The organism is Paraburkholderia diazotrophica (assembly GCF_900108945.1).
In the GTDB taxonomy this organism is placed as follows: Bacteria; Pseudomonadota; Gammaproteobacteria; order Burkholderiales; family Burkholderiaceae; genus Paraburkholderia; species Paraburkholderia diazotrophica.
In genome coordinates this window covers 204,171-230,379 of sequence record NZ_FNYE01000002.1, presented here as the reverse complement: position 1 = coordinate 230,379, position 26,209 = coordinate 204,171, and the positions used below count along the sequence as shown (strand labels likewise).

23 protein-coding genes are annotated in these 26,209 nt (G+C 63.4%); 16 read left to right on the top strand and 7 right to left on the bottom strand.

All coding sequences use genetic code 11. From position 1 onward, the window contains the following. Nucleotides 1-632: 632 nt before the first annotated feature. The 5 genes from bioA (at nucleotide 633) to BMW76_RS03690 (ending at nucleotide 5,683) form a co-directional block, all read left to right on the top strand. Nucleotides 633-1,979, top strand: coding sequence for an adenosylmethionine--8-amino-7-oxononanoate transaminase (gene bioA, locus BMW76_RS03710; RefSeq protein WP_090863593.1), 1,347 nt, complete (start codon nucleotides 633-635; stop codon nucleotides 1,977-1,979). Next, entirely contained in the window at nucleotides 1,979-3,163 is a 1,185-nt protein-coding gene (bioF, locus tag BMW76_RS03705; RefSeq protein WP_090863064.1) for an 8-amino-7-oxononanoate synthase, read from the top strand. The genes bioA and bioF overlap by 1 nt, the downstream gene beginning before the upstream one ends. Continuing rightward, on the top strand, nucleotides 3,160-3,879 hold the full coding sequence (bioD, locus tag BMW76_RS03700; protein WP_090863061.1) for a dethiobiotin synthase: 720 nt from the start codon (nucleotides 3,160-3,162) through the stop codon (nucleotides 3,877-3,879). The genes bioF and bioD overlap by 4 nt, the downstream gene beginning before the upstream one ends. A gap of 37 nt (nucleotides 3,880-3,916) precedes the next feature. After that, complete coding sequence (gene bioB / locus BMW76_RS03695) at nucleotides 3,917-4,975, top strand: biotin synthase BioB (RefSeq protein WP_090863058.1); 1,059 nt, start codon at nucleotides 3,917-3,919, stop codon at nucleotides 4,973-4,975. A gap of 393 nt (nucleotides 4,976-5,368) precedes the next feature. Beyond that, nucleotides 5,369-5,683 carry a hypothetical protein gene (locus BMW76_RS03690; RefSeq protein ID WP_090863055.1) on the top strand — a complete coding sequence of 105 codons (315 nt, stop codon included), beginning with the start codon at nucleotides 5,369-5,371 and terminating at the stop codon, nucleotides 5,681-5,683. Nucleotides 5,684-5,729: 46 nt separating this feature from the next. Here the strand turns inward: BMW76_RS03690 and BMW76_RS03685 are convergent, their stop codons facing one another. Further along, entirely contained in the window at nucleotides 5,730-6,332 is a 603-nt protein-coding gene (locus BMW76_RS03685; protein ID WP_090863591.1) for an RBBP9/YdeN family alpha/beta hydrolase, read from the bottom strand. Nucleotides 6,333-6,533: 201 nt separating this feature from the next. On the opposite strand from BMW76_RS03685, the gene BMW76_RS03680 reads away from it, so the two are divergent. From BMW76_RS03680 to BMW76_RS03650, 7 genes are all read left to right on the top strand, one after another. Next, complete coding sequence (locus tag BMW76_RS03680) at nucleotides 6,534-6,980, top strand: VOC family protein (protein WP_177200301.1); 447 nt, start codon at nucleotides 6,534-6,536, stop codon at nucleotides 6,978-6,980. A gap of 23 nt (nucleotides 6,981-7,003) precedes the next feature. Beyond that, nucleotides 7,004-7,945: a 2-hydroxyacid dehydrogenase gene (locus BMW76_RS03675; protein WP_090863053.1), complete on the top strand. Its 942-nt coding sequence runs from the start codon at nucleotides 7,004-7,006 to the stop codon at nucleotides 7,943-7,945. Between the two features lie 222 nt (nucleotides 7,946-8,167). Next, complete coding sequence (locus BMW76_RS03670) at nucleotides 8,168-9,094, top strand: hydroxymethylglutaryl-CoA lyase (protein WP_090863050.1); 927 nt, start codon at nucleotides 8,168-8,170, stop codon at nucleotides 9,092-9,094. 20 nt (nucleotides 9,095-9,114) lie between these two features. Next, nucleotides 9,115-9,645, top strand: coding sequence for a YbaK/EbsC family protein (locus BMW76_RS03665; protein ID WP_090863047.1), 531 nt, complete (start codon nucleotides 9,115-9,117; stop codon nucleotides 9,643-9,645). After that, on the top strand, nucleotides 9,642-9,890 hold the full coding sequence (locus BMW76_RS03660) for a DUF1289 domain-containing protein (protein WP_090863043.1): 249 nt from the start codon (nucleotides 9,642-9,644) through the stop codon (nucleotides 9,888-9,890). The genes BMW76_RS03665 and BMW76_RS03660 overlap by 4 nt, the downstream gene beginning before the upstream one ends. Beyond that, entirely contained in the window at nucleotides 9,887-10,357 is a 471-nt protein-coding gene (locus BMW76_RS03655; protein ID WP_090863038.1) for a MaoC family dehydratase, read from the top strand. The genes BMW76_RS03660 and BMW76_RS03655 overlap by 4 nt, the downstream gene beginning before the upstream one ends. After that, nucleotides 10,354-11,274 carry an MBL fold metallo-hydrolase gene (locus tag BMW76_RS03650; RefSeq protein ID WP_090863035.1) on the top strand — a complete coding sequence of 307 codons (921 nt, stop codon included), beginning with the start codon at nucleotides 10,354-10,356 and terminating at the stop codon, nucleotides 11,272-11,274. Before BMW76_RS03655 ends, BMW76_RS03650 begins: the two co-directional genes overlap by 4 nt. A 240-nt stretch (nucleotides 11,275-11,514) precedes the next feature. Here BMW76_RS03650 and BMW76_RS03645 read toward each other — a convergent pair whose 3' ends face one another. After that, a complete protein-coding gene (locus BMW76_RS03645; RefSeq protein WP_090863031.1) occupies nucleotides 11,515-12,414 on the bottom strand; it encodes a DMT family transporter in 900 nt (299 codons plus the stop codon). 113 nt (nucleotides 12,415-12,527) lie between these two features. Between BMW76_RS03645 and BMW76_RS03640 the strand changes: the two genes are divergently transcribed. Next, complete coding sequence (locus BMW76_RS03640) at nucleotides 12,528-13,013, top strand: Lrp/AsnC family transcriptional regulator (protein ID WP_090863028.1); 486 nt, start codon at nucleotides 12,528-12,530, stop codon at nucleotides 13,011-13,013. Nucleotides 13,014-13,050: 37 nt separating this feature from the next. Here the strand turns inward: BMW76_RS03640 and BMW76_RS03635 are convergent, their stop codons facing one another. Then, nucleotides 13,051-13,941: an alpha/beta fold hydrolase gene (locus BMW76_RS03635; protein ID WP_090863025.1), complete on the bottom strand. Its 891-nt coding sequence runs from the start codon at nucleotides 13,939-13,941 to the stop codon at nucleotides 13,051-13,053. A gap of 276 nt (nucleotides 13,942-14,217) precedes the next feature. On the opposite strand from BMW76_RS03635, the gene BMW76_RS03630 reads away from it, so the two are divergent. After that, entirely contained in the window at nucleotides 14,218-15,177 is a 960-nt protein-coding gene (locus BMW76_RS03630) for an NAD(P)H-dependent flavin oxidoreductase (protein WP_090863022.1), read from the top strand. 62 nt (nucleotides 15,178-15,239) lie between these two features. Here the strand turns inward: BMW76_RS03630 and icmF are convergent, their stop codons facing one another. The 4 genes from icmF to BMW76_RS03610 all read right to left on the bottom strand — a co-directional run bounded on the left by icmF (nucleotide 15,240) and on the right by BMW76_RS03610 (nucleotide 21,878). Further along, nucleotides 15,240-18,614: a fused isobutyryl-CoA mutase/GTPase IcmF gene (icmF, locus tag BMW76_RS03625; RefSeq protein WP_090863019.1), complete on the bottom strand. Its 3,375-nt coding sequence runs from the start codon at nucleotides 18,612-18,614 to the stop codon at nucleotides 15,240-15,242. Between the two features lie 141 nt (nucleotides 18,615-18,755). Next, nucleotides 18,756-19,694 carry a LysR family transcriptional regulator gene (locus tag BMW76_RS03620; protein ID WP_090863016.1) on the bottom strand — a complete coding sequence of 313 codons (939 nt, stop codon included), beginning with the start codon at nucleotides 19,692-19,694 and terminating at the stop codon, nucleotides 18,756-18,758. A gap of 201 nt (nucleotides 19,695-19,895) precedes the next feature. Continuing rightward, the gene (locus BMW76_RS03615; RefSeq protein WP_090863011.1) at nucleotides 19,896-20,975 is read right to left on the bottom strand and encodes a porin; all 1,080 of its coding nucleotides are present in this window, start codon (nucleotides 20,973-20,975) and stop codon (nucleotides 19,896-19,898) included. A gap of 516 nt (nucleotides 20,976-21,491) precedes the next feature. Continuing rightward, nucleotides 21,492-21,878: a hypothetical protein gene (locus BMW76_RS03610; RefSeq protein ID WP_322789258.1), complete on the bottom strand. Its 387-nt coding sequence runs from the start codon at nucleotides 21,876-21,878 to the stop codon at nucleotides 21,492-21,494. A gap of 743 nt (nucleotides 21,879-22,621) precedes the next feature. On the opposite strand from BMW76_RS03610, the gene BMW76_RS03605 reads away from it, so the two are divergent. After that, complete coding sequence (locus BMW76_RS03605) at nucleotides 22,622-23,644, top strand: bile acid:sodium symporter family protein (RefSeq protein ID WP_090863005.1); 1,023 nt, start codon at nucleotides 22,622-22,624, stop codon at nucleotides 23,642-23,644. Between the two features lie 304 nt (nucleotides 23,645-23,948). Next, nucleotides 23,949-25,787, top strand: a complete 1,839-nt coding sequence (locus BMW76_RS03600; protein WP_090863587.1) for an EAL domain-containing protein — start codon at nucleotides 23,949-23,951, stop codon at nucleotides 25,785-25,787. Nucleotides 25,788-26,209: the final 422 nt, after the last annotated feature.

Sequence of the window (26,209 nt, the reverse complement as noted above, 5' to 3'; positions counted from 1 at the left end):
TCCCTCGCAAGAATTTAGGTGCGGATTAACTTCACACGATATTCGTCCACACGCGGAAGAACGCCTTGGCGACTCGATCCGGAAGACCGTCGACGGGACAAAAGGCGCAGATCGTCAGCATTCCGGATATCTCCGCCTGACCATAGGCTCATTAACGTGCGCACCTTCTACCGTATTCCGCGACACCGGCAAAAAATGCACTGACGCAGCCGGGATTTTTTTCGCAGGGGCGCTAAGACTTTGCCGTCGTCATCTACGGTCTTCTGCGGACTTTCTGACGGAATGGCTGCGAGTTGTCGCCAACCACGGAAAATCGCGCGCGCACCCTTGAAAACACGGTGTTTTCCGATAGTGCATCGCAGCGGATATCGCGCTAATCTCACTCCCGCTGTCGCAAGGAAGCGCACCGTCGAGGCACCGCGAACGGGTGCCACGCGTCGCGGCGACAGCACATCCGGCGTGCCCAGGACGCCCGCGATCGTCGAGCACCGACGATGCCGCCGCATGTTCCCGTCGCCGGATTCAAGGCGGACGTTCACCGTCCCGATTCGCCAGCAGCATTTGCATGACCGACACGCGAGACGCGCCGCGCCCAACGCCCGCGCCTTGCCCGGTTCATGGTCGGAGTTGTTTTGAATACACAAGTAACGGAAGACTGGGTCGCCCGCAGCCTGCGCGCCGTGTGGCATCCCTGCACGCAGATGAAACATCACGAGCGCTATCCGCTCGTGCCCGTTTCGCGTGGCGCCGGCGCGTGGCTTTACGATCGCGACGGACATCGCTATCTCGACGCGATCAGTTCGTGGTGGGTCAACCTGTTCGGCCACGCGAACCCGCGCATCAACGCCGCGCTGAGAGATCAGCTCGACACGCTCGAGCACGTGATGCTCGCCGGCTGCACGCACGAGCCCGCCATCGAGCTGGCCGAACGTCTCGGCGCGCTCACACAGAATACGCTCGGTCACGCGTTCTTCGCGTCCGATGGCGCGTCGGCCGTCGAGATCGCGCTCAAGATGAGCTTCCACTCGTGGCGCAATCGCGGCTACGACTACAAGCGCGAGTTCGTCTGCGTCGCGAACAGCTATCACGGCGAGACGATCGGCGCGCTCGGCGTCACGGATGTCGCGCTCTTCAAGGATGCGTACGATCCGCTGATCCGCAACGCGCATGTCGTCGCGTCACCGGATGCGCGTTTCGCGCGCGACGATGAAACGGCCGCAGACGTCGCACAACGCGCGCTCGAAGACGTGCGCTCGCTGTTCGAAGCGCGCTCGAACAACATCGCCGCATTGATCGTCGAACCGCTCGTGCAGTGCGCGGCGGGCATGGCGATGCACGACCCGTCGTACATCGCGGGCTTGCGCGCGTTGTGCGACCGCTATGGCGTGCATCTGATCGCCGATGAAATTGCCGTCGGCTGCGGACGCACGGGCACCTTCTTCGCGTGCGAACAGGCGCACGTGTGGCCGGATTTCCTGTGCCTGTCAAAAGGAATCAGCGGCGGCTATCTGCCATTGTCGATCGTGCTGTCGCGCGACGAAATCTTCGCGGCCTTCTACGACGACGACACCACGCGCGGCTTCCTGCATTCGCATTCGTACACGGGCAATCCGCTCGCGTGCCGCGCGGCGCTCGCGACACTCGATCTGTTCGTCGCCGATAACGTGCTCGGCGCGAACGCAACGAAGTCGGCCGCGCTGCGTGCGGCGCTCGAACCGCTCGCGCAGCATGCGCATGTGCGCAATCTGCGTCAGCGCGGCACGATCATCGCGTTCGATGCCGAAATCGACGACACCCACGCCGCCAGGACGTTCTCACGCCGCTTCTTCGAAAACGCGCTGAAGCGCGAACTGCTGCTGCGCCCGATCGGCACGACGGTGTATCTGATGCCGCCGTACATCCTCGACGAAGAAGAAATTGCGCTGCTCGCCGAACGCACGCGCGCGGCCTTCGAAGCGACCTTGGCGGAGGCGCGCTGATGCAGTTGCTCGACACGCTCGAACAAGGGCTGAAGGATATCGACGCGCTTGGCCTGCGCCGTCGCCGCCGTACCATCGACTCGCCGTGCTCCGCGCACATGACCGTCGACGGCCGCGACATGATCGGCTTCGCGAGCAACGACTATCTCGGGCTCGCCGCGCATCCGCTGCTCGTCGCCGCGATGACGGAAGGCGCGCGCCGCTACGGCGCGGGCAGCGGCGGGTCGCATCTGCTGGGCGGCCACTCGCGCGCGCACGCGCAAGTCGAAGACGATCTCGCGGCCTTCGCGGGCGGCTTCGTCGACAGTCCGCGCGCGCTGTACTTCAGCACCGGCTATATGGCGAATCTCGCGACGCTCACGGCGCTCGCCGGACGCGGCACGGCGCTGTTCTCCGACGCGCTCAATCACGCGTCGCTGATCGACGGCGCACGCCTCTCCCGCGCCGAGATCCAGATCTATCCGCACGCGGACGCCGAAGCATTGAGCGCAATGCTCGATGCGTCGGACGCCGCCGTCAAGCTGATCGTCACCGACACCGTGTTCAGCATGGACGGCGACGTTGCGCCGCTCGCGCGTCTGCTCGAACTCGCGGAAGAACATGGCGCGTGGCTCGTCGTCGACGATGCGCACGGCTTCGGCGTGCTGGGTCCGCAAGGACGCGGCGCCGTCGCCGAGGCCGCGCTGCGCTCACCGCATCTGATCTCGATCGGCACGCTCGGCAAGGCGGCGGGCGTGTCGGGCGCGTTCATCGTCGCGCACGAAACGGTGATCGAATGGCTCGTGCAGCGCGCGCGGCCGTATATCTTCACGACGGCATCGGTGCCCGCTGCCGCGCATACCGTGTCGGCGAGCCTGCGTATCATCGAAGGCGTCGAGGGCGACCAGCGCCGCGCGCATCTGCGCTCGCTGATCGAACGCACGCGCGAGATGCTCAAGCGCACGCCGTGGCTTCCCGTCGATTCGCAGACGGCCGTGCAGCCGCTCGTGATCGGCGCGAACGAGGCGACGCTCGATGTGGCCGCGTCGCTCGATCGCGCGAATCTCTGGGTGCCTGCGATCCGTCCGCCGACAGTGCCCGAAGGCACGTCGCGTCTGCGCATTTCGCTGTCGGCGGCGCATTCGCACAGCGACCTCGATCAGCTCGAACATGCGTTGATGAAGACGGCGGAAACACTCGCATGAGCCGCGCACTGTCTCTCTTCGTGACGGGCACCGATACGGAAATCGGCAAGACGCTGGTGTCGGCGGCGCTGCTGCGCGGCTTCGCACGCGACGGCTTGCGCGCAGCCGCGATGAAGCCTGTTGCAGCGGGCGCCTCGATGGCGGACGGCGTGCTGCACAACGAAGACGCCGATCAGCTGGATGCCGCCGCGAACGTGCTGCTGCCGCCCGACATCCGCACGCCGTTCATGTTGAAGGAACCGGCCGCGCCGCACATCGCCGCCGTGCAGGAAAACGTCACGCTCGACATCACGCGCATCGTCGATGCGCACCACGCGGCGGTACAAATGGCCGATGTCGTCGTCGTGGAAGGCGTCGGCGGCTTTCGCGTGCCGCTCACCGATGCACACGATACCGCCGATCTCGCCGTCGCGTTGAATCTGCCCGTGGTGCTCGTGGTGGGCATGCGGCTCGGCTGCATCAGCCATGCGCTGCTGACGGCGGAAGCGATCGTCGCGCGCGGACTGCCCATCGCGGGCTGGGTCGCGAACCGCGTCGATCCCGCAATGCAATTCGCCGACGAGAACATCGCCGCGATCCGCGAGCGGCTCGACCGCCAATACCGCGCGCCGCTGCTCGGCAGCGTGCCGCATCTGAGCCCTGCGTCGCCGGACATCGCCGCGACGCATCTCGACACCGCCCGACTGTTGCAGACGCTGCGTGCCGCGCAGCGCTGAAGGTCTTCGAAAAAACGAATCATCAAGGATGGACCCCATGAGCCATATCAACACCGCCCCTCTGCCCGTCACGCCGTCTCAGGCAGCGGCCGCCGCTGACTCAGCCGCCGCGCGCTGGCGCGTCGCGGATGTCGTCGCGCTGTACGAACTGCCGTTCAACGATCTGCTGTTCCGCGCCCAACAGGTGCATCGCGAGCACTTCGATGCGAACACCGTGCAGCTGTCCACGCTGCTGTCGATCAAGACGGGTGGCTGCGAGGAAGATTGCGCGTACTGCCCGCAATCCGTGCATCACGATACGGGACTGACGGCCGAAAAGCTGATGGACGTCGAAGACGTGCTGGCGGCCGCGCGCGTGGCGAAGGAAAACGGCGCGACGCGCTTCTGCATGGGCGCCGCGTGGCGCAATCCGAAGGACCGCCACCTCGAACCGATCAAGGACATGATTCGCGGCGTGAAAGGGATGGGCCTCGAAACCTGCGTGACGCTCGGCATGCTCGAAACACATCAGGCGCAAGGTCTGCGCGAGGCGGGGCTCGACTACTACAACCATAATCTCGATACGTCGCCGGAGTTCTACGGCCAGATCATCTCGACGCGCACCTATCAGGATCGACTGGAGACGCTCGAGCGCGTGCGCGACGCGGGCATCAACGTGTGCTGCGGCGGAATCGTCGGCATGGGCGAATCGCGCCGCGAACGCGCGGGCCTGATCGCGCAGCTCGCGAACATGGAGCCGTATCCGGAATCGGTGCCGATCAACAATCTCGTGCAGGTCGAAGGCACGCCGCTCACGGGCACGGAAGCGCTCGATCCGTTCGAATTCGTGCGCACGATCGCCGTCGCGCGCATCACGATGCCGCGCGCGATGGTGCGCCTGTCCGCAGGCCGCGAGCAGATGGACGAAGCGCTGCAGGCGATGTGCTTTCTCGCCGGCGCGAACTCGATTTTCTATGGCGATCAGTTGCTGACGACCAGCAACCCGCAGGCGGAAGCCGACCGCAAGCTGCTGGAACGGCTCGGCATTCGCGCGGAAGCCGCGCAGCAGATGCCGCTCGAACGCAGCGGATGCGAGCATGGTTGCGACGGGCATTGAACGTCGGGTCTGTGCCCTCGGGTCTGTGCCCTCGGGTCTGTGCCCTCGGGTCTGTGCCCTCGGGTCTGTGCCCTCGGGTCTGTGCCCATTAGCCGGCGCGATTGAACTGCATCATTCAGGAAAAGCCGCTTCGCATAATCGAAGCGGCTTTTTTCGTTGTTCTCGCGTTCAAGAAAAACCGCGACCCGGCGCACGACTTTAGGACATACCGAGAGCGATTCCTACGCCTTCCGGCCAGGTTTTCCGACACGTCGATTGCACGTACGATCGGTTCACAGAGTGGCTCGTGAATCGTGGATTGCCACGCTGCGGCACAACTTGCACTCGTCGGTCTGTCGAGTGTCTGATCAAACAAAACCCTGCGTAGGAAGGAATTTGCTTAGGATGATGCGAATGGAAACGATGGAAAAACCTGTCGCGAAGCGCCACTTCCACGCGCTTCGCCTGATTCACGGCGGTATCAACATGGAGGCACGAATGACTCGGGCTGAAACGACGATCGAACACATTCTCCAGGACCTCGAAGACCTCAAGCGTGAAGTGCGCGAGCTGAAGGTCTATGTGGATGAACGCTTCCGCCTGTTCGAAGCGAAGATGGATGCGCGTTTCAGCGCGCTGGAATCCTCCATGCGCACCGAGTTCCGTCTGTTGTGGGCCGCGAACTTCGCGCTCGCCGGAATCCTCGCCAAAGGCTTCCACTGGATCTGAGCGCAGCGGCACTGCGCCCGCCGCGCTCATGCGTGTCCCAGTGCGCTCAGTTCGATGCCTGCAAGTCCGGCTCCGGCGCTTCGTCACGGAACCGCAGCGGCGCGGCGCAATGAGCGAGCGTGTCCACAAAGTATTTCGCGCGCGGCCACGGTCCAAAGCCCGCCGCTGTGTTGATGTGGCCCGCGTCGCCCAGATTGACGAACGCACTGCCCAGATGCCGCGCCAGTTCGCGCGCATCGGCAACGGGCATCCATGGGTCCGTCTCGCTGCCGATCAGAATCGACGGCACGCCAAGGCGTCGCGCGTCGAACGCCCCCGCGAACTCGAATTTCTTCGGGCTGGCCGGCGCGACGAACAACACACCCGCGATATCGGCCACGTGCACGCCTTGCAGTAACGCATGCACGGTCGCAAGACACCCGAAGCTGTGCGCGGCGAGCACGAACGGTCCGCGCTCGCTCGCGAGCAGTTCGCGCACGGCCTTGGCCCACTGGGCGAGGTTCGGCGCTTCCCAATCCGCCTGCTCGACGCGCAGTGAGCGCGAAAACTGGCGCTCAAGCCAGCTCTGCCAATGCGCGCCCTCGCTGCCATGCAGGCCCGGCACGGTCACGAGCCGTGGCGGCCAGATCGATCGGGTGCACGAAAACATGATTCTTTCCTCGTCGCCGAAATCCTGGAAATCATTGTCGCGTGCGCAACGGACCGCTTGAACCAATTTTTCGTGCTTTACATATCCCCACGCGCTGCACCGGCCCGCGTTCGGACGCTGGCCCCGCTTCACGCCCGCCGGAACGCGCGCGAACGGCGGCGAAAAAGTAGAATGAAGCCTATCCATAAGAGGAGTGGCCCCATGTCGCAGACTTCGTCCGCAACGCCACGTGCGCTGCAGCCCTTTCATCTGGCATTTCCCGTCACGAGCCTCGAGAACGCGCGCGCGTTCTATGGCGATCTGCTCGGCTGCGCGGAAGGCCGCAGTTCGCCGGAATGGGTCGACTTCGATTTCTTCGGCCACCAACTGGTCGCGCATCTTTCGCCGGAAGAAGCGGGCCACAAGAGCGTCAATCAGGTGGACGGCGACAATGTTCCCGTGCGTCACTTCGGCGTCGTGCTGACCATGGACGACTGGCATGCGCTCGCGGAAAAGCTCCGCGCGGCGGGCACGACGTTCATCATCGAGCCGCATATTCGCTTCAAGGGCGAAGTCGGGGAACAGGCGACGATGTTCTTTCTCGATCCGTGCGGCAATGCGCTCGAGTTCAAGGCTTTCGCGGACATCAGCCGGCTGTTCGCCAAGTGACGGCAACGCTCACCCTCTCACGCATGAAAGTCCTGTTCTATACGCCGCAATCCGATACCGCCGCCTGGCTGCACGACCTGTCGCGCGCGCTGCCCGATGTCGACTTGCGCGAGTGGCAACCGGGCGACGATGCCCCTGCCGATGTCGCAGTCGTCTGGCGGCCGCCGCGTGAAATGCTCGCGGGCCGCAACGATCTGCGCGCGATCTTCAACATGGGCGCCGGCGTCGATGCGATTCTTGCACTCGAACGAGAGTATCCCGGCACGTTGCCGCGCGGCGCGCAACTCGTGCGTCTCGAAGACACGGGCATGGCGCAGCAGATGGCGGAATACGTGACGCACGCCGTGCTGCGCTACATGCGCCGTTTCGACGAGTACGATCTGCTTCAGAAAGAGCAGCGCTGGCATGTGCTCGATCCGCATCCACGCGAGACGTTCACGATCGGCGTGCTCGGCCTGGGCGTGCTCGGCTCGCATGTCGCCCGAACGCTGGTGTCGCTCGGGCTTCCGGTGCGCGGCTTCAGCCGCGTCGCGCGCCAGATCGATGGCGTGGAAACGTTCGCCGGCGATGCGGAGTTCGATGCGTTCCTCGACGGAGTCAAGGTGCTCGTCAACCTGCTGCCGCACACGCCTGAAACGCACGGCGTGCTGAACAAGGCCAGCCTTTCGAAGCTCGCGCGCGGTGCATACCTCGTCAATATCGCACGCGGTGCGCATCTCGTCGAACAGGATCTGCTCGATGCGCTCGACGAAGGCCAGATCGCGGCCGCGACGCTCGATGTGTTCGTCGACGAACCGCTGCCGGCGCATCATCCGTTCTGGACACATCCGCGCATCGCGATCACGCCGCATATCTCGGCATTGACGCTGCGCGAAGAAAGCGTCGTGCAGATTGCGCAGAAAATCGGCGCGTTGAAACGCGGCGAGCCGATCGGCGGAATCGTCGACATCGCACGCGGGTATTGATTTCGCCCACGTTAGAAGCAGAACAGCCGCTTCATGCTGGAGCAATCGTTTTGCATGGGCGGAGTAAGCATGGGACGGGAGTAGGTGCTCTGCATGGGGCTGGAGTAGGTGCTAAAGCACTAACTCCAGCCGACAGCTAAAGCGCCTACTTTGGTCGACCGCCTTGCATGGGACCAGAGTAAGGCGCTAAAGCGCCAACTCTGGTCGACACAGGAGACAAACATGGCTGTGCCACAAGCAGTAAAGATCGTCGAAGTCGGTCCGCGCGATGGACTGCAGAACGAGAAGGAATTCGTGCCGACCGCGGTCAAGATCGAATTGATCAATCGGCTGTCGGCGGCCGGGTTCAGAAATGTCGAATCGGCTTCGTTCGTCTCGCCGAAATGGGTGCCGCAAATGGCCGACGGCGCCGACGTGATGGTGGGCATCGAGCGCAGGCCCGGCACGATCTTCTCAGTGCTGACGCCGAACATGCGCGGCCTCGAAGGCGCCATCGCCGCGCGCGCCGACGAGATCGTGATCTTCGGCGCTGCCAGTGAAGCGTTCTCGCAGAAGAACATCAATTGCAGCATCGCGGAAAGCATCGAACGCTTCGTGCCCGTCGCGCAAGCCGCAAAAGAAAAAGGCTTGCGCGTGCGCGGCAGCGTATCGTGCTCGCTCGGCTGTCCGTACCAGGGTGAAGTGCCCGTGGCGTCCGTGGTCGACGTGGTCGAGCGCTTCGCCGCACTCGGCTGCGATGAGATCGATATCGCCGATACGATCGGCGTCGGCACGCCGAAGCGCACGCGAGAAGTATTCGCGGCCGTCACGCAGGTGTTTCCGCGCGAACGTCTGTCGGGCCACTTCCACGATACCTACGGCCAGGCGCTCGCGAACATCTACGCCGCGTTGCAGGCAGGCATCGAGATCTTTCACGCATCGGTGGCGGGGCTCGGCGGCTGTCCGTATGCGAAGGGCGCGACGGGCAACGTCGCAACGGAAGACGTGCTGTATCTGATGAACGGACTCGGCATCGAGACGGGCATCGATCTCGCGCAAGTCGTCGAGATCGGCGATTTCATTTCGACTTCGATCGGCAAGCCGAACGTATCGCGCGCGGGCAAGGCGCTGCTGGCGAAAGCGCGCAGCGAAAAAGCCACCTGCGTGTGACGCATCAAAGGAACAAAAACATGACGGACAACGCAACAGTTCAAACGCCCCAAGCGACTGCGTTTGATTCGCTGCCTGATTCGGCGCGCCGCGTCTCGCTGCTCTTGCGCGAACGCGGCCACGCCGGCCAGATCGTGATGCTGCCGGAAACGGGCAAGACGTCGGCGGAAGCGGCGGCGGGACTCGGCTGCTCGATCGCGCAAATCGCCAAGTCGATCCTCTTTCGTCGCCGCGAAGACGATGCGCCCGTCTTGATCGTGGCGAGCGGTGCGAATCGTGTCGACGAGAAGAAGGTCGCTGCGCAGGTCGGCGACATCGCGCGCGCCGATGCGAAGTTCGTTCGCGAGAAAACGGGCTATGCGATAGGCGGCGTGTGCCCCATCGGCCATGCGACGCAGCCCGTCACGCTGATCGACGCCGATCTCTTCACGCTCGACAGCCTGTGGGCCGCCGCCGGTCATCCGCACGCTGTGTTCAATCTCACGCCGCAGGAGCTCGCTGCGCTGACGGGCGCGCCCGTCGTCGATGTGGCGCTGCGCGAGACGGCATGACAGCCGACACGGTTCGCACTCACGACACGGCGCAAAGCATCGCGCCTGTTCCTTCGCCCTGCATCAACGTGTGCCGGATGGACCCGACGAACGGCCTGTGCGAAGGCTGTCTGCGCACGATCGACGAAATCGCGAACTGGTCTTCGTTCGACGATGCCGCCAAACGCGCAGTCTGGGATGAGATCGAACGACGTCACGCCGATCTGATGGCAAAGCAACGACAGCGGCGCGAGGCAAGCGAATGAACATACCGCCGCGCGTCGTCACGATCGGCGAGACGTTCAGCGCGACGCTGAGCGTGTCGGCTGATTCGATCAAATCGTTCGCGACGATCGTCAACGATCTGAACCCGCTGCATCACGATGATGCGTATGCCGCGCAGAGTCGCTTCGGCGGCCTGATCGCGTCGGGCACACAACCTACCGCGCACTTCATGGCGCTGCTCGCCACGCATTTCTCGACGTACGCGCAGCCGCTCGGACTCGAATTCGACATGAAGCTGAAGAAGGCCGTCCACAGCGACGACACGCTGACGATGACATGGCGCATCGTCGGCGCGTTCTGGAAGGCGAGCCTCAATGGCGATTTGACGCAACTCGAAGGCAACGTCGTCAATCAGCGCGGCGAAACGGTGCTGATCGGCAAGTCAACCATACTCGTAATGCCGAAGCCACACGCGCCGTTGAATGTCGAACGGAAAGCCGGCACATGATCGCGCTGCCACGCTCGGTACGCGTGTTCGAACGCGGCTGGCTTTCGTCGAACAACGTGCTGTTGATCGACGATGCGTGCGCGGCACTCGTCGACACCGGCTACGCGTCGCACGCCGATCAGACGGTGGCGCTCGTTCGGCATGCGCTCGATGGAAGGCCGCTCGATCTGATCGTCAACACGCATCTGCATTCGGATCACTGTGGCGGCAACGCCCGGCTGCAAGCAACGTGGCCTTGCCGCACGCTGATTCCATCGACGGAAGCGGACGCCGTGCGCGAATGGGACGAGACGCGCCTGACATTTCGCGCGACCGGCCAGTTCTGTGAAGGTTTCACATTTTCCGGCACGATGACGCCGGGCACGCGACTCACGCTCGGCGCGCTCGACTGGGAAGTGCTCGGCGCGCCGGGACATGATCCGCATTCGCTGATGCTCTACTGCGCCGAGCAGCAGTTACTGATCAGCGCGGACGCGCTGTGGGAAAACGGCTTCGGCGTGATCTTTCCGGAGCTCGAAGGCGAAAGCGGCTTCGCGGAACAGCAAGCCGTGCTCGAACTGATCGGCACGCTCGACGTAAAGACGGTGATACCGGGCCACGGCGCGCCGTTTTCCAACGTGCGGTCTGCGCTTGATCGCGCGTTGTCGCGGGTCGCGTGGCTGCGCGCCGATCCCGCGCGCAATGCGAAAAACGCACTGAAGGTCCTGATCGTGTTCAAGCTGCTCGACGCGCGCACGCTGTCGTTCGACGCCTTGTTGCGCATGCTCGACGATGCGAGCGCGATGCGCGCCGCCGCGTCGATGCTGACGCCGCGTAGCGCATGGCCAGCGCTGCTGCGCGAATTGATCGAGGGTATGGCGGATGAGAACGGGCCGCTGCGCTTCGACGGCGCGCAAATCAGTGCGCGCGCGGCATGATTGGCTGAAGAATAGGAGCGCCGTCGAAAGATAACGGCGATGGGCGCGAACGAGCGTACAAAAAGAAAGCCGCTCGGCTTTCAGTTCGAGCGGCACAATTATTTTGACGTGATCAGCGTCGAGAAAATGATACCTGCGCGAAGCTTTCGGACGCATCGGTGATTTCCCTACAGAATCATGACGTCCGACGAATCAGATCGCCCGCTTATTCGGAATCCGTAGCATCGGTATGAACTGCCGTTATAGCGAATAGCGGCGCGTCGGCACGATGCGCCAGCCAAGATTCACACCCGCCGCCGCGAGAAGAATCAGCACTGCGCCAAGCACCTGAATCCACGCGAGTTTCTGCCCAAACGCCACGCGGTCGACGACGATCGCCACGACGGGATAGATGAACGATAGCGCGCCCGTCATCGCCGTCGGCAGCTTCTGGATCGCGCCGTATAGAAGCACGTACATGATCCCCGTGTTGACGACGCCGAGCGTGACGAGTTGCAGCCAATGCGTGCCCGTCGAAGGCAGCGCGTCATACTGCACGAACGGCGCGAGTACGATCACGCCCGTCGTCACTGTGATCAGCGCGATAAGGTGCGGCGGCGTGTTCTTCAAGTGCTTTGTGATGATCGACGAGACCGCGTACAGGAATGCGGCGCCCACGGCATAAGCGACGCCTTGCAGATACTGCCCCGGCATCGCGAGCACGGCCGGCTCGACTTTCACGACGAACACGAGCCCGACGAACGCAACCAGCAGCCACATGATCGTCGACGCCGTCACGCGTTCGCGGAACACCAGCGCGCCGAGCGCGACGAGCATGAACGGCTGGGTGCTATAGACGGTCGTCGCCATCGAGATCGACGCGCGCGAGTAGGCGGCGAACAGCAGCACCCAGTTCACGACGATGGCGGCACTGCTGAGCGTCGCCAGCAGGATCATCCTCCACGAGAACAGCGTGCGCTTGAGCAGCCCGAGCACAGCACAGATCAGAAGCAGCGTCACGCCGCCGAAAAGACATCGGAAGAACGCGACGTTCAGCGCCGATTGCTGCGACGAAACGACCAGCCAGCCGATCGTTCCGGACATCAGCATCGCAAGCGTCATCTCGACCGCGCCGCGCCGCACTTCGTTGTTTGATGCCATTTGAAACGCTCCAGAAGAATCACATCTTGCGAGCAGTGTAGTTAATCCGAAGCGGCGGATACATCTCTAAAATGAGGCAATCAATAGAATCAACCTAAAAAGCGAAGGCCAAAATGACGAAGCGCCTTACTCCTGTTTCGAAGCAGATGCCGGCGCCTGCGACGCTCGACGATACCGATCGCCTGCTGCTCGCCGCGCTCGCCGACGATGCGCGTCAGCCCGTCAGTGAACTCGCGCGCAACGTCGGCCTGTCGGCGCCGGCTACGGCCGACCGCTTGCGCCGCCTCGACGCTCAAGGCGTGATCGAGCGCTTCACGGTGCAGATCGATCCGCGCACGCTGGGCTACACGCTGCAGGCAATCGTGCGGGTGAAGCCGTTGCCTGGCCAGTTGCATCTGGTGGAAGAGGTGATTCGCCGCATTCCGGAGTTCGTCGAATGCGACAAGGTGACGGGCGACGATTGCTTTATCTGTCGGCTGTACTTGCGCACGATCGATCAACTCGACGAGATTCTGTCGAAAGTGACCGAGCGCGCCGAAACGAGCACGGCCATTGTCAAGTCGACGCCCGTGCCGCGTCGCTTGCCGCCGCTCACCTGAATTAGCGAGCGGCGCACGTCCTTTAATCGTTCAGGAATCAAAGCTCGACGGCTTCGAAAAACGCCAGCATTTCCGCGACGAGTTCGGCGGGCGCCTCTTCGGGAATGTAGTGGCCGCAAGGCAGCGAACGGCCGCTGACGTCGCGCGCGACCTTGCGCCATTCGGCAATCGGCTCGAAGCATTTCTCGATCACGCCCTCTGCGCCCCACAGCACGCGCAACGGACAGCCGATCTTGTGACCGCACTCGATATCGGCGCGGTCGTGATCGAGATCGATCGTCGCGGATGCGCGGTAGTCCTCGCACATCGCGTGCACGGCGCCCGGTTGGCGCAGCGCATTGCGATATTCGGCAAGCACTTCCGGCGCGAACGGCGCGAGGCCCGCGTGACGGCTGCCCATCACGCGGTCGACGTACACATCCGGATTTGTTTCGATCAACGTTTCGGGCAACGGCTCCGGCTGAATCAGAAAGAACCAGTGGAAATAAAGCGTCGCGAAAGTGCGGTCGGTGGCTTCGTACATCGCGAGCGTCGGCGCGATGTCGAGCAGCATCAGACGTTCGACGGCGCCGGGGAAATCGAGAGCCATCCGGTGCGCGACGCGCGCGCCGCGATCATGCGCGCACACGAGAAACCGCTCGTAGCCGAAGTGACGCATCACGGCGACCTGGTCGGCGGCCATCGCGCGTTTCGAATACGGCGCGTGCGTCGCATCGCTCGGTGGTTTCGCCGATGCGCCGTAGCCGCGCAGATCGGTGGCGATCACGGTGAAATGCGCGGCAAGCTCAGACGCGCAGCGATGCCAGATCAGATGGCTCTGCGGATGACCGTGCAGCAGCAGCAAAGGCGGCCCCGCTCCGCCCTTGACTCCATGAATATCGACGTCACCGGCCTTGACGCGAAACGGTGTGAAGTCCTTGAAGGGCATGTCGGTTCTCGTTGTCGTTGTGGGTCTGGGCATTGTAGAAGGCTGGTGCGGGCGCGCGAGTGGGATAGCCCACGCTTTCGTAGAACCTGAACACTCCTTCGAACGTCTCGGTGCGAGCAGCGAGTGCGACACTCGCATATAATCGAACGACCGTTCTTAAACGTACGTCGTGAACGGTCCGCGCTGCAAACATCGTGCGCAAGGCGCGGGCCGCGGCCGCTACACTCATATCGCCGGACGCCGATGGCGTCGGCACTCGATCAGGAGACTCGCACCATGGCATTGCCCGCCGTCCTGCAGCAACTTGCGCTGCCCGTCGTCGCTTCGCCGATGTTCATCGTCAGCTATCCCGAGCTCGTGCTCGCGCAGTGCAAGGCGGGGATCGTCGGATCGTTTCCCGCGCTCAATGCGCGCCCTGCCGAACTACTGGACGAATGGCTTACGCAGATTCAGGCCTCGCTCGCCGAGCACAAGGCGGCCAATCCGGATGCCATCATCGGGCCGATTGCCGTCAATCAGATCGTCCATCAGTCGAACGCGCGGCTCGAACACGACATTCGCGTGTGCGTCGAGCACAAGGTGCCGATCTTCATCACGAGCCTGCGCGCGCCCGCGAAGGAGATCGTCGATGCCGTGCACAGCTATGGCGGCATCGTGCTGCACGACGTGATCAATCTGCGCCACGCGCAGAAGGCACTCGATGCCGGCGTCGACGGGCTGATTCTCGTCGCCGCGGGCGCGGGCGGCCATGCGGGGATGACGTCGCCGTTTGCGCTCGTCGGAGAAGTGCGGCGCATTTTCGACGGGCCGATTGTGCTGTCGGGCTCGATCGCCAACGGCGGCTCCATTCTCGCCGCGCAGGCAATGGGCGCCGATCTCGCGTACATGGGCACGCGCTTCATCGCGACGAAAGAAGCGCATGCCGTCGAAGGCTACAAGCAAGCGATCATCAACGCGAATTCCGCCGACATCGTCTACACCAACCTCTTTACCGGCGTGCACGGCAACTACATTCGCGAGAGCATCGTGAACGCGGGTCTCGATCCCGATGCATTGCCCGAGTCCGACAAGTCGAAGATGAATTTTGGCAGCGACAAGGCGAAGGCATGGAAGGACATCTGGGGCGCGGGCCAGGGCGTGGGGCTGATGCACGACGTGCCGAGCGTCGCCGAACTGGTCGGGCGGTTGAAGCAGGAGTACGACGCGGCCAAGTCGCGCCTCGCCATCGGCCGCTAAGGCTGTTGATGCCGCGCGTCGGGCGGCCGTCCATTCCGACGCGCGGCCTTCGTATCAACGCATCACATATTCCGCCGATACTGTCCGCCCACTTCGAACAGCGCGTGCGTGATCTGTCCGAGCGAACAGACGCGCACCGCATCCATCAGCACGGCGAACACGTTTTCATCGTCGATGACGGCCTGCTTCAGGCGCTCGAGCATCGCGGGCGCTTCGTCTTGATGCCGTGACTGGAACGCGCGCAGCCGTTTCAGCTGTCCCTGCTTTTCGTCTTCCGTCGAGCGTGCGAGCGCAATCGGCGTCGGCGCGTCGTGCGCACGCGCGCCGAGGAACGTATTCACGCCAACGATCGGATACGAACCATCATGCTTGCGATGCTCGTACAGCATCGACTCGTCCTGAATGCGTCCGCGCTGATAACCCGTTTCCATTGCACCCAGCACGCCGCCGCGCTCCGTCAACCGGTCGAACTCCGCGAGCACGGCGGCTTCCACGAGATCCGTCAGTTCGTCGATGATGAAGCTGCCCTGGTTCGGATTCTGGTTCTTCGCGAGTCCCCATTCGCGATTGATGATCAGCTGGATCGCAACGGCGCGGCGCACGGAGTCTTCCGTCGGCGTCGTGATCGCTTCGTCGAACGCGTTCGTGTGCAGCGAGTTGCAGTTGTCGTAGATCGCGATCAGCGCCTGCAACGTCGTGCGGATATCGTTGAAGTCGATTTCCTGCGCGTGCAGGCTGCGCCCCGACGTCTGCACGTGATACTTCAGCTTCTGGCTGCGCTCGTTCGCGCCATAGCGGTCGCGCATCGCAACCGCCCAGATGCGCCGCGCGACACGGCCAAGCACCGTGTATTCCGGGTCCATCCCGTTCGAGAAGAAGAACGACAGGTTGGGTGCAAAGTCGTCGATGGCCATGCCGCGCGCGAGATACGCCTCGACATACGTGAAGCCGTTCGCGAGCGTGTACGCGAGCTGCGAGATCGGATTCGCGCCCGCTTCGGCGATGTGATAGCCGGAGATCGACACCGAATAGAAATTGCGCACGCCGTGCTCGACGAAGTACGCCTGAATGTCGCCCATCACCTTCAGACTGAATTCCGTCGAGAAGATGCAGGTGTTCTGGCCTTGATCCTCCTTCAGGATGTCGGCCTGAACCGTGCCGCGCACGTTCTCCATTGCAAAGCGGCGCGCATCGTCGAGTGCCTGTTGCGACGGCTCGCGCCCTTCCTGTTGCGCCCTCGCATGCGCGAGCGCGATCTGCTGATCGATCGCGACGTTGAAGAACATCGCGAGTATCGTCGGCGCGGGACCGTTGATCGTCATCGATACCGACGTTTCGGGCGCGCACAGATCGAAGCCGTCGTAGAGCACTTGCATGTCGTCGAGCGTCGCGACGGATACGCCCGAATTGCCGACCTTGCCGTAGATGTCGGGCCGCTCGTCCGGCTCTTCGCCGTAGAGCGTAACGGAGTCGAACGCCGTCGACAGACGTTTCGCGGGCATCCCTTCTGACAGCAGCTTGAAGCGCCGATTGGTTCGGAACGGATCGCCTTCGCCGGCGAACATGCGCGTCGGGTCTTCGTTTTCGCGGCGGAAAGGAAACACGCCGGCAGTGAACGGGAAATAGCCGGGCAGATTGTCGAGCATCAGCCAGCGCAGGATTTCGCCGGGGTCCTTGAACCCTGGCAGCGCGACCTTGCGAACTTTCGAGCCCGACAAGGTTTCGACGGTGAGCGCCGTGTGGATTTCCTTGTCGCGGATCTTCACGATATGTTCGTCGCCGGAATAGGCGGTCACGATCCGCGGCCACGAATCGAGCAGCGCCCTTTCGCGCTCGCCCATCTGCGACGTGCGCGCGTCGATCAGCGCATCGAATGCGTCGGCATTTTGCGCGCCGCCGTCCGCTTCATCGAGCATGCGCCGCGCTTCTTCGAGATGCCAACGCTCGCGCGCGAGCTGCGACTGCGCTTCGACGCGCTCGCGATAACCGCGCACCGTCAGCGCGACATCCGACAGATACCGCACGCGCGCCGGCGGCACGATCGCGTTGCGGCCCGTCGAGTGACGCACGCCTTCCATCGTGGGCAGCCGGCCGTCGCTCTCGCGCAGTCCGTGTTCGCGCAGCGCTCTTGCGATATGTTGGTACACAGCCGTCATGCCATCGTCGTTGAAGCGCGACGCTATCGTACCGAACACAGGCATCTCGTCTACCTTTGACGCAAACTTTTGATGGTTACGCTGCACCTGCTTTGCGACGTCGCGCAGCGCATCGGCGGCGCCCTTGCGGTCGAACTTGTTGATCGCGACGAAATCCGCGAAATCGAGCATATCGATCTTTTCAAGCTGGCTCGCCGCGCCGAACTCGGGCGTCATCACGTACAGCGACTTGTCGGCGTGCGGCACGATTGCGGCATCGCCCTGACCGATACCCGATGTCTCGACCACGATCAGATCGAAGCCCGCCAGCTTGCACGCGGCAATCGCGTCGGGCAGCGCATCGGAAATCTCGCTCGACGCCTCGCGCGTCGCCAGCGACCGCATGAAGACGCGCGCCCCGCTTCCCCAGTCGCCCGTCGCATTCATGCGAATCCGGTCGCCCAGCAGTGCGCCGCCGGACTTGCGGCGCGACGGATCGATCGCGATCACGGCGATGGTCAGCGAGTCGCCATAGTCGAGGCGAAAGCGCCGGATCAGTTCGTCCGTCAGCGACGACTTGCCCGCGCCGCCCGTCCCCGTGATGCCGAGCACCGGGACATTCGCCTGTTCGGCTTGCTGGTTGAGCTGCGCGCGAATCGAGTCGTCGAGATCGCCCGTTTCGAGCGCCGTGATCAGTTGCGCGAGCTTGCGGAATGCGGCGACGTGACTTGCGTCGCGATGAAGCGCGCCCGCAAGGTCGCGGGTCAGTTGCGCCGGCGATGCATCGGATCGCGCGGCACTGCGGCAGCGCGCGATCATGTCGTCGATCATGCCTTGCAGCCCGAGTCGCTGCCCGTCGTGCGGCGAGTAGATGCGCTCGACGCCATAGCGCTCCAGTTCCGCGATTTCATCGGGGACGATCACGCCGCCGCCGCCGCCGAACACCTTGATCCGCTCGCCGCCCCGCTCGCGCAGCAAATCAACCAGGTAGCGGAAGTATTCGACGTGACCGCCCTGGTAGCTCGACACCGCGACGCCGTCCGCGTCTTCCTGCAAGGCGGCCGTCGCGACTTCTTCGACTGAGCGGTTGTGGCCGAGATGGATCACTTCGACGCCGCTCGCCAGGAGGATGCGCCGCATGATGTTGATCGACGCGTCGTGGCCGTCGAACAGCGCGGCCGCCGTGACGAAGCGCAGACGTCTTGACGACTGCGCGTCGGGCGCGCCTGGCGCGGAGGATTGTGAAGCCTGCTCCGAAGGCGCGTCGTCGCCGATGCGCTGCGGCGTGGAAAGATCGGTCATGTCTCCCCCGGATCGAATCGTCAGGTTCGTTCGTCCCTACTTCGCGGGTACTGCCTGCAACCAGTATAACGATACGACCCGATCGCCCGAGTGGCGTTCAGCAGAGGCTGATGCGTCGCCGCTGTGCCCGGATTCCAGAACTCACTGCACCGCCAGCGCGCGAATCTCATCGAGCGTCGGCCAGAGCGTCTCGCTGGCAAAGCGCTCGGCGATGAAATCGACAAACGAACGCACCTTCGCCGACAAATGCCGGCGGCTCGCGTACACGACGTGAATCGGCAGCTCTCGCGGCGGCAGTTCATCGACGAGCAGCGGCACGAGACGGCCCTCGGCCAGATCGTCGCCGATCACTTCCGTGCCGAGCAGCGCGAGCGCCGCGCCCTGCAACACGACGACACGCTGCGCTTCCAGATGATTGACGATCAGATTACCCGACACCTTCACGCGCGCATTGCCCGTGTTCGCGCCCGCCACCAGTTCCAGTGCGGACACGCCCGCGTACTGGATGAAGTTGTGCGCGGCGAGATCGGCGACGCGCTTCGGCGCGCCATGCCGCTCGATGTATTCCGGCGATGCGCACAGCACGAGGTGCGCGGTCGCCACCTGCCGCGCGATCAGCGACGACGACTTGAGCCCCGTGGGCGACGCGCGGATCGCGACGTCGAAGCCTTCGTCGATCAGTTCCACCACGCGATCCGACAGCGTGATATCGACGGTGACTTGCGGATGCTGCGTCGCGTAGTCGGCGACGGCGCTCATCACGTGACGCAGGCCGAACGCCGACAGCGATGACACGCGCAGCCGCCCTTGCGGCACGACGCTCGCCGCGCCCACCGCCTGCTCGGCTTCGTCCAGTTCGCTCAGCACCTGACTCAGCCGCTCGTAGTACTCGCGCCCGGCTTCCGTCGGCGCGACGCGGCGCGTGGTCCGGTTCAAGAGGCGCGCGCCGAGCTGCTGTTCGAGATGCATCACGTGTTTGCTCGCCATCGCTGCGGACATGTCCATTTTCTCCGCCGCGCCGACAAAGCTGCCGACCTCGACGACGTGGCGAAACACTTTCATGCTGACGAGGGTATCCATGGCGGTCGCTCGGGACAGGAATGAATCGGGCTGATTCCCGGGACTTTATCAAGGAGCCGTCGACAATGTGCGGCTGTGCGGTCTCGGCTCAGAAAAAAGCCCCGCCTTCCGTGAGGAAGACAGGGCGTTGTGGACAGACTCCTTGAAGGCGTCGCCGTCGATGTCGTCGAGCAATGCGCAGATCGGCGCCATCTGCGCCGATCAGAACTTCGCGCGGATGCCGACGCCGGCCGTGTAGCCCGACGACTGGCTCGTGTATTTGTCGTAGAGGTACGCCGCGTACACGTCGGTGCGCTTGGACAGCGGGTAGTCGTAGCCGAGCGCCGCCGACTGGTGCATCTGGTCGAGGCCGCCCGCGTCGCGCGAGTATGCGTACGACGCCATCACGGTACCCGTGCCGAGCGGCACCGACACGCCGCCTTGCGCCGTGTTCACGTGCCAGCTGCCGACGTCCTGGTCGTTCTTCGTGTACATGTACTGGCCGTAGAACTTCACGAACTTCAGGTCGTACGACAGGCCGAGCTGCGCAACCGACTGGCTCTTCAGGCCCGCAACCAGCGAGCCGAGGTCGGCCGGCGTGCTGTTGAAGTTGACGTACTGATAGACGCCCGTCGCCGCGAACGGACCGTGGAAGTACAGGAACTGCGCGCTGTACTTCTTCGAGCTGTTCTGGCCAGCCGTATTGCCGAACGCGTACATCGCGCTGCCCGACAGGCCGTTGAAATCCGGCGTCGAGTACTGGACCGCGTTGTTCCAGCCGGAATCGCCGACCACGCCCATGTCCGTCGTGTAGGTCGGGAACGTGCCCAGGCCGAGGAACACGTGATAGACCATCGGCGAGAAGACGTACGAGTCGATGAACGGGTTGAACAGAATCGTCGACACGAACAGATGCGTCGTCAGACGGCCCGCCGTCACCGTGCCGAACGGCGACTCGACGCCGACATACGCGTTACGGCCGAAGAAGGTGTCGCCGTCGAAGCGGCCGAACTTGCCGTTCTGCGCGCGGAAGAAGTCCTCCAGCGTAAAGATCGCCTTGTAGCCGTTGCCCAGATCTTCCGAACCCTTGAGGCCCCAGTACGACGTCGACATACCGCCGCCCGACACGTTCCACGCCGTCTGGCTGCCCGGGAACTTCGTTGCGCCGACCCATTCGTCGACCTGGCCATAAAGCTGCACGCTCGACTGCGCGAACGACGAAGCCGACGCGACGGCCAGCAATGCGCCGACGGCGCCCGCCTTCAAGGTTGTTCTCAGCGCACGGCTGACGGATGTTTTCATGGGTTCTCCTGTCTTTGTCAAAAGGGTGCGGCTGTGCGGCGGGGCGCTCGCCGGTCCGGTGTCTGTTATCCGTCTGAATCGTCGAGCCAATCTGGGCTCGACAAATCTTTGCGGACCATTTTTGCGGACAAAAATAGCTGTACTTATTGCCGGTATATCGGACTGAATAGTTTGGTCGACTTTCGGCTTGATACTCGTTGCCGATGCACCTTGTTTCCGCAGTGCCGCAAATCTGCGCGCCCGCCTTAAGGCGCGCGCATTCTATAGCACCGGAACCGATGCGAAGCGCATTCAAGCGCCGGATGACGCGCTGCCGCAACGAAGACGAGATTTGATGACGAAACTGTGAACGCTGACGAGCGTTTTCAAAAATGTGTGGCGTACTTACGTCACATCAGCTGGGGATGAATCGCTCTGGAGAAGGGAGGCTTGGGACGGCTGCGCGCGAGAATGAGGGATTCGATCCAGCCTTATGAGCAAGGCCGAAAGGCGTGACAGGACTGGCGGGAGAAAAGCTCAGTTGCGATACGGCGACGGCGCCGGAATACGCGAGTCGGCGGGAGGACGGGGAATCTGGCGAGTGACGCCGCGTTCTTCGTTGTACCGCGCAACGTCGTCGCGGATGGAGCCGACGTGCGCCGATTGCGCATTGGCCGGTGGCCTCGGCGCGGGACGGGAATCGGTGCTGATGGGCGTGATCGCGCCGGCGTATTGCGTGCCGACGTATTGCGCCGACGGACGGTTGCGGTAGACGTCGTACGGAAGCGTCATGCGTTGCATGGTGTCACGGCTCGCGCTGCCGCCAATGTGGCCGGCATACGCGTCGCTCGCGTCCGTTCGGCTGTTTGCGTCGACGCGCACGCGCTGCGCGTCGTTTCTTGCATACCGGCTGCCGTGAGTCATGTCAGGCGAAACGTTTGCGCGCGGCACCTGGTTTCCATGGATGGCACCGCCAAACGATGAGACACGATGAACCGCCCCGCCGCCGAAGAAGCCATGCCCTTCGTGCGACGCGAACGGCGGCTTAGCATAAGCGAGCGAAGTCAGCGCAACGACCAGCGCGCTCGTCCCCCACCATTTGATCCTCGACAGCCCTACATGCACCATGTTTCACCTGCCCGACGATCCACCTGAAAGCCCGCCGTTCGAGCTGCGGCTGGGCTTGTTCCGGGACTGGCGCGACGGCGCGGCAAAACCTGCCACGCGCGATGTCCCAACGGCCTTCGAACAGTAATTTATTGGCGCCCCCAAGGGGTGTCGAGCCAAAAAATGTTAGGTCTGCGGCACTCTTGTAACGCATTGTTACTGCGACGCTTTTTCACCACAAATCGCTTGCGGAACCCTCCGAAAAGGCGCTGAAAACAGGTTGTTCGAACACCTGAATTCGTCTGAACAGACGCGCGCCAATGCATCCAAAAAACGGGGCATGCGGGCAATCTTGCCGAGACGGAAATCGGCTTCCTCCGCGCATCCCACGAATGCGCGCGCAATCATTCTCACAAGACGCGCATTTAATGCGTTTCGGTAATTAATCAATTCGGCAAATGAATTTGCTTTTTTAATCGCTTTGCGTTGACAATAGTTCTTTGGCGTTCGCCGGCCGGCCACGGCAAGGCAACCGCCTGGTCAGCATCGAGATTTGAAAGATGGCCCGTCCGAAACTCCTTCCCGACAATTTCACGCTCTGCCTGATGGGCACCGTGATTCTCGCCAGCCTGTTGCCCGTTCATGGCGAAGCGGCGAAGGCGTTCAACTGGGTCACGGACATCGCTGTCGGGCTGCTGTTCTTCCTGCACGGCGCGAAGCTGTCGCGCGAGGCGATCGTCGCCGGCGCGACGCACTGGCGGCTGCACATCGTCGTGCTACTAAGCACGTTCGCGCTGTTTCCGGTACTCGGGCTCGTACTCAAACCGCTTCTTTCGCCGCTCGTCACGCCTGCGCTCTACGCCGGCATCCTCTTCCTCTGCACGCTGCCGTCGACGGTTCAGTCTTCGATCGCGTTCACGTCGATTGCGAAGGGCAACGTGCCCGCGGCCGTATGCAGCGCGTCGGCCTCCAGCCTGCTCGGCATCTTCATCACACCTGCCCTCGTCAGCATGATCGTGACGAACCAGGCGGCGAGCGGTGGTTCGCCTTGGCATACGGTATGGAATATCGTGCTGCAGCTGCTCGTGCCGTTCGTCGCCGGGCAGTTGCTGCGGCCGATGATCGGCGGATGGATCGAGCGCAACCGCGCCGTGCTGAAATTCGTCGACCAGGGCTCGATTCTGCTGGTCGTGTATGCCGCGTTCAGCGAGGCCGTCAACGAAGGGCTGTGGCGTCAGATTCCGCTCGCCGCGCTGGGCGGGCTGCTGGTCGTGTGCGCAGTGCTGCTGGCGCTCGCACTCCTCGTGACGATGATGGTCAGCAAGCGTCTGGGCTTCAGTCGCGCCGACCAGATCACGATCATCTTCTGCGGCTCGAAGAAAAGTCTCGCGTCCGGCGTGCCAATGGCCAAGGTCATTTTCGCGACGCACGCGGTCGGCGCCGTCGTTTTGCCGCTGATGCTGTTCCATCAGATCCAGCTGATGGTCTGCGCCGCGCTCGCGCAACGCTGGGGGGCGCGCGACACCAGCGCCGAAAAGCGCGCTGCAAAAAAAGGCGCGACAGCCGCTGTTGCGCGCCGCTAGGCCCGCGTTCGATCCGTACAGGATGTGATTCATAAGCGCTCTCCCTGAGTGCATGTCGTGAAGGCCGCCTCCGGGCGGCTTTTTCGTTGGCGTTTCGCTATTTCAGCGCGCCGCCCGCATGTTGTCGCGTCAACCGAATGTCATAGGACAAAAGCACAGGATCACGACCTTTGCGCACCTTTTTTTCAGCCGTGAAAGCGTTTCCGTCGCGCATTGCACGCGGCGTCGACTGTCACTAAAAATTCACTTAATTCCGTATGAATAATGCCGATATGCCGACGGTCGAATGCTCCGGTCGTTTGTCATGTCCCAACGCTCGTCTTCCCCAACCGTAGCGCCGCGCATCGAAGACCTGATCGCACGGCGCGACCTGTCTGCCGTCTTCCAGCCCATCGTCGATTTCGACGACGGCGCCATTCTCGGCTATGAGGGCCTGATTCGCGGACCGGCCGGCACGCCGCTCGAAACGCCGTACGCGCTGTTCGCTCGAGCTGAAGCCGAAGGCAGCGTGATCGCGCTGGAACGCGCGGCCGCGCGCACCTGCATCGAGGCGTTCGCGCAGCTCGCGTACGAAGGCAAGCTGTTTCTGAACTTCAGCGCGGGCGCGATCCGCCAGTTGGCCGACGACCGCGACGGCACGTTCGTGATGTTGCGAAACATGGGCGTCGACGCCGAGCGCATCGTGATCGAGCTGACCGAGCAGAGCGCGATCCCCGACGTCACCAGCTTTCTGCCCGCGATCTCCATCTTGCGCATGGCGGGCGCGCAGTTCGCGCTGGACGATTACGGCACGGCGAACGCGAGCATGAATCTGTGGGTGCGCCTGCAGCCGGACGTCGTGAAGATCGACCGCTTCTTCATCCACGACATCGCGTGCGATCCGCTCAAGTTCGAAGCCGTCAAGGCGATGCAGCATTTCGCCGCGGCGAGCGGCGCGAGGCTCGTGGCCGAGGGCATCGAAAAGGAAGCGGATCTGATCGTCGTGCGGGACATGGGCATCGGCTGCGGACAGGGCTATTTCTTCGGCAAGCCGCATGCGCGCCCGCCGCGCGCCGTCGCCGACGACGCCCGCGAAGCACTGCGCGCCGGCCACATCGCCGTGTTCCCCGAAGCGACGCGTGCGGTCAGCGCATCGCCTTCGGGTGGCATGGCGTCCGCGAAAATGATCATGCACGCGCCGGCGCTGCCACGGCACGCGACGAACAACGACGTCCTCGATCTCTTCAACCGGATGCCGAACCTGCATGCCGTCGCCGTCGTCGAGCAGAACGAGCCTGTCGCGCTGATCAACCGCCGCGCGTTCATGGACCGCTACGCGCTGCCCTATCACCGCGAGCTCTTCGGCAAGCGGCCGTGCATGCTGTTCGCGAACGCGTCGCCCGTCGTGATCGAAAAGTCGATGACAGTCGAGGACATGGCGAAGCTGCTGGCCAGCGACGACCAGCGCTACCTCGCTGATGGCTTCGTGATCACCGACCAGGGCCGGTACGTCGGCCTCGGCACGGGCGAGAGCCTCGTGCGCGCGGTGACGGAAGTGCGCATCGAGGCGGCCCGCTACGCGAATCCGCTCACCTTCTTGCCGGGCAACATTCCCATCAGCTCGCACATCGGGCGCCTGCTCGGCAACGACTCGGGCTTTTACGCGTGCTACGTGGACCTGAATCACTTCAAGCCTTTCAACGACCAGTACGGCTACTGGCAAGGCGACGAAGTGCTGAAGTTCGCGGCGCACGTGCTGGCGGAGGTCTGCGATCCGACGCGCGACTTTCTCGGGCATGTCGGCGGCGACGACTTCCTGATCCTGTTCCAGAGCGAAGACTGGCGCGAGCGCGCGCAACGCGCGATCCACGTCTTCAACGAAGGCGCGCAGCGCTTCTACGCACCCGCGGACCGGCTGGCGGGCGGCATCCACGGCGAGGACCGCCGCGGCAATCCAACGTTCTTCGGCTTCGTGACAATGGCGATCGGCTGCGTGCACGTCGAGCCGCAGACAGGCAAACAGCTACATAGCAGCGAGGACATCGCCTCGGTCGCGGCGCTCGCCAAACGCCGCGCGAAGAGCGAGGCGTCCGGCCTCGTGCTGATCGGATTCGAGGAAAGCGAGGCGCTGCTGCGAGGACGGACGGCGGCCGCCGTCGACTGAGCTTCGAAGCCGGCTGACTTTTCGCGTCAAAGCGTCGCCGCAGGCAGCCCGCGCCCGACGCGACGGCCCTATCGAGCCGACATCCATTCGGCCGACATTCTTCTGTCATCACGAGCAGTCACCTTCAGGCAAGGTGCCGACTGCCCGCTCCCCCATTCCCTGATTCGTCTCGCATCGAGCCAGTGACAAGCCCGGTCCACCGCGCACGCATACTGCCGTCGGAATATCCGGCGGGCCGCGCCAATCGGCGATTCGAAGAATCGTTTAGTGAATTTTACTAAACAAACATTTAGCCTCCAGTAAGCCTATCTACGGGTATCTACGCGTATCTAAAGCCCGCTGATGGGGGTTTTCCCGCAGCGTTTTACTATACAATCACCCGAACTTGGACTTCGCTGCGGCGCGTCTGTGCGCGGCCGCTT

Coding starts and splice junctions, on each gene's coding strand:
- BMW76_RS03655 (WP_090863038.1), top strand. CDS start 9,887: ATGAACATACCGCCGCGCGTCGTCACGATCGGCGAGACGTTCAGCGCG.
- icmF (WP_090863019.1), bottom strand. CDS start 18,614: ATGACCGATCTTTCCACGCCGCAGCGCATCGGCGACGACGCGCCTTCG.
- BMW76_RS03670 (WP_090863050.1), top strand. CDS start 8,168: ATGGCTGTGCCACAAGCAGTAAAGATCGTCGAAGTCGGTCCGCGCGAT.
- BMW76_RS03645 (WP_090863031.1), bottom strand. CDS start 12,414: ATGGCATCAAACAACGAAGTGCGGCGCGGCGCGGTCGAGATGACGCTT.
- BMW76_RS03600 (WP_090863587.1), top strand. CDS start 23,949: ATGTCCCAACGCTCGTCTTCCCCAACCGTAGCGCCGCGCATCGAAGAC.
- BMW76_RS03640 (WP_090863028.1), top strand. CDS start 12,528: ATGACGAAGCGCCTTACTCCTGTTTCGAAGCAGATGCCGGCGCCTGCG.
- BMW76_RS03685 (WP_090863591.1), bottom strand. CDS start 6,332: ATGTTTTCGTGCACCCGATCGATCTGGCCGCCACGGCTCGTGACCGTG.
- BMW76_RS03605 (WP_090863005.1), top strand. CDS start 22,622: ATGGCCCGTCCGAAACTCCTTCCCGACAATTTCACGCTCTGCCTGATG.
- BMW76_RS03610 (WP_322789258.1), bottom strand. CDS start 21,878: ATGACTCACGGCAGCCGGTATGCAAGAAACGACGCGCAGCGCGTGCGC.
- BMW76_RS03615 (WP_090863011.1), bottom strand. CDS start 20,975: ATGAAAACATCCGTCAGCCGTGCGCTGAGAACAACCTTGAAGGCGGGC.
- BMW76_RS03675 (WP_090863053.1), top strand. CDS start 7,004: ATGAAAGTCCTGTTCTATACGCCGCAATCCGATACCGCCGCCTGGCTG.
- bioF (WP_090863064.1), top strand. CDS start 1,979: ATGCAGTTGCTCGACACGCTCGAACAAGGGCTGAAGGATATCGACGCG.
- BMW76_RS03650 (WP_090863035.1), top strand. CDS start 10,354: ATGATCGCGCTGCCACGCTCGGTACGCGTGTTCGAACGCGGCTGGCTT.
- BMW76_RS03680 (WP_177200301.1), top strand. CDS start 6,534: ATGTCGCAGACTTCGTCCGCAACGCCACGTGCGCTGCAGCCCTTTCAT.
- BMW76_RS03690 (WP_090863055.1), top strand. CDS start 5,369: ATGGAAACGATGGAAAAACCTGTCGCGAAGCGCCACTTCCACGCGCTT.
- BMW76_RS03620 (WP_090863016.1), bottom strand. CDS start 19,694: ATGGATACCCTCGTCAGCATGAAAGTGTTTCGCCACGTCGTCGAGGTC.
- BMW76_RS03660 (WP_090863043.1), top strand. CDS start 9,642: ATGACAGCCGACACGGTTCGCACTCACGACACGGCGCAAAGCATCGCG.
- BMW76_RS03635 (WP_090863025.1), bottom strand. CDS start 13,941: ATGCCCTTCAAGGACTTCACACCGTTTCGCGTCAAGGCCGGTGACGTC.
- bioB (WP_090863058.1), top strand. CDS start 3,917: ATGAGCCATATCAACACCGCCCCTCTGCCCGTCACGCCGTCTCAGGCA.
- bioD (WP_090863061.1), top strand. CDS start 3,160: ATGAGCCGCGCACTGTCTCTCTTCGTGACGGGCACCGATACGGAAATC.
- BMW76_RS03630 (WP_090863022.1), top strand. CDS start 14,218: ATGGCATTGCCCGCCGTCCTGCAGCAACTTGCGCTGCCCGTCGTCGCT.
- BMW76_RS03665 (WP_090863047.1), top strand. CDS start 9,115: ATGACGGACAACGCAACAGTTCAAACGCCCCAAGCGACTGCGTTTGAT.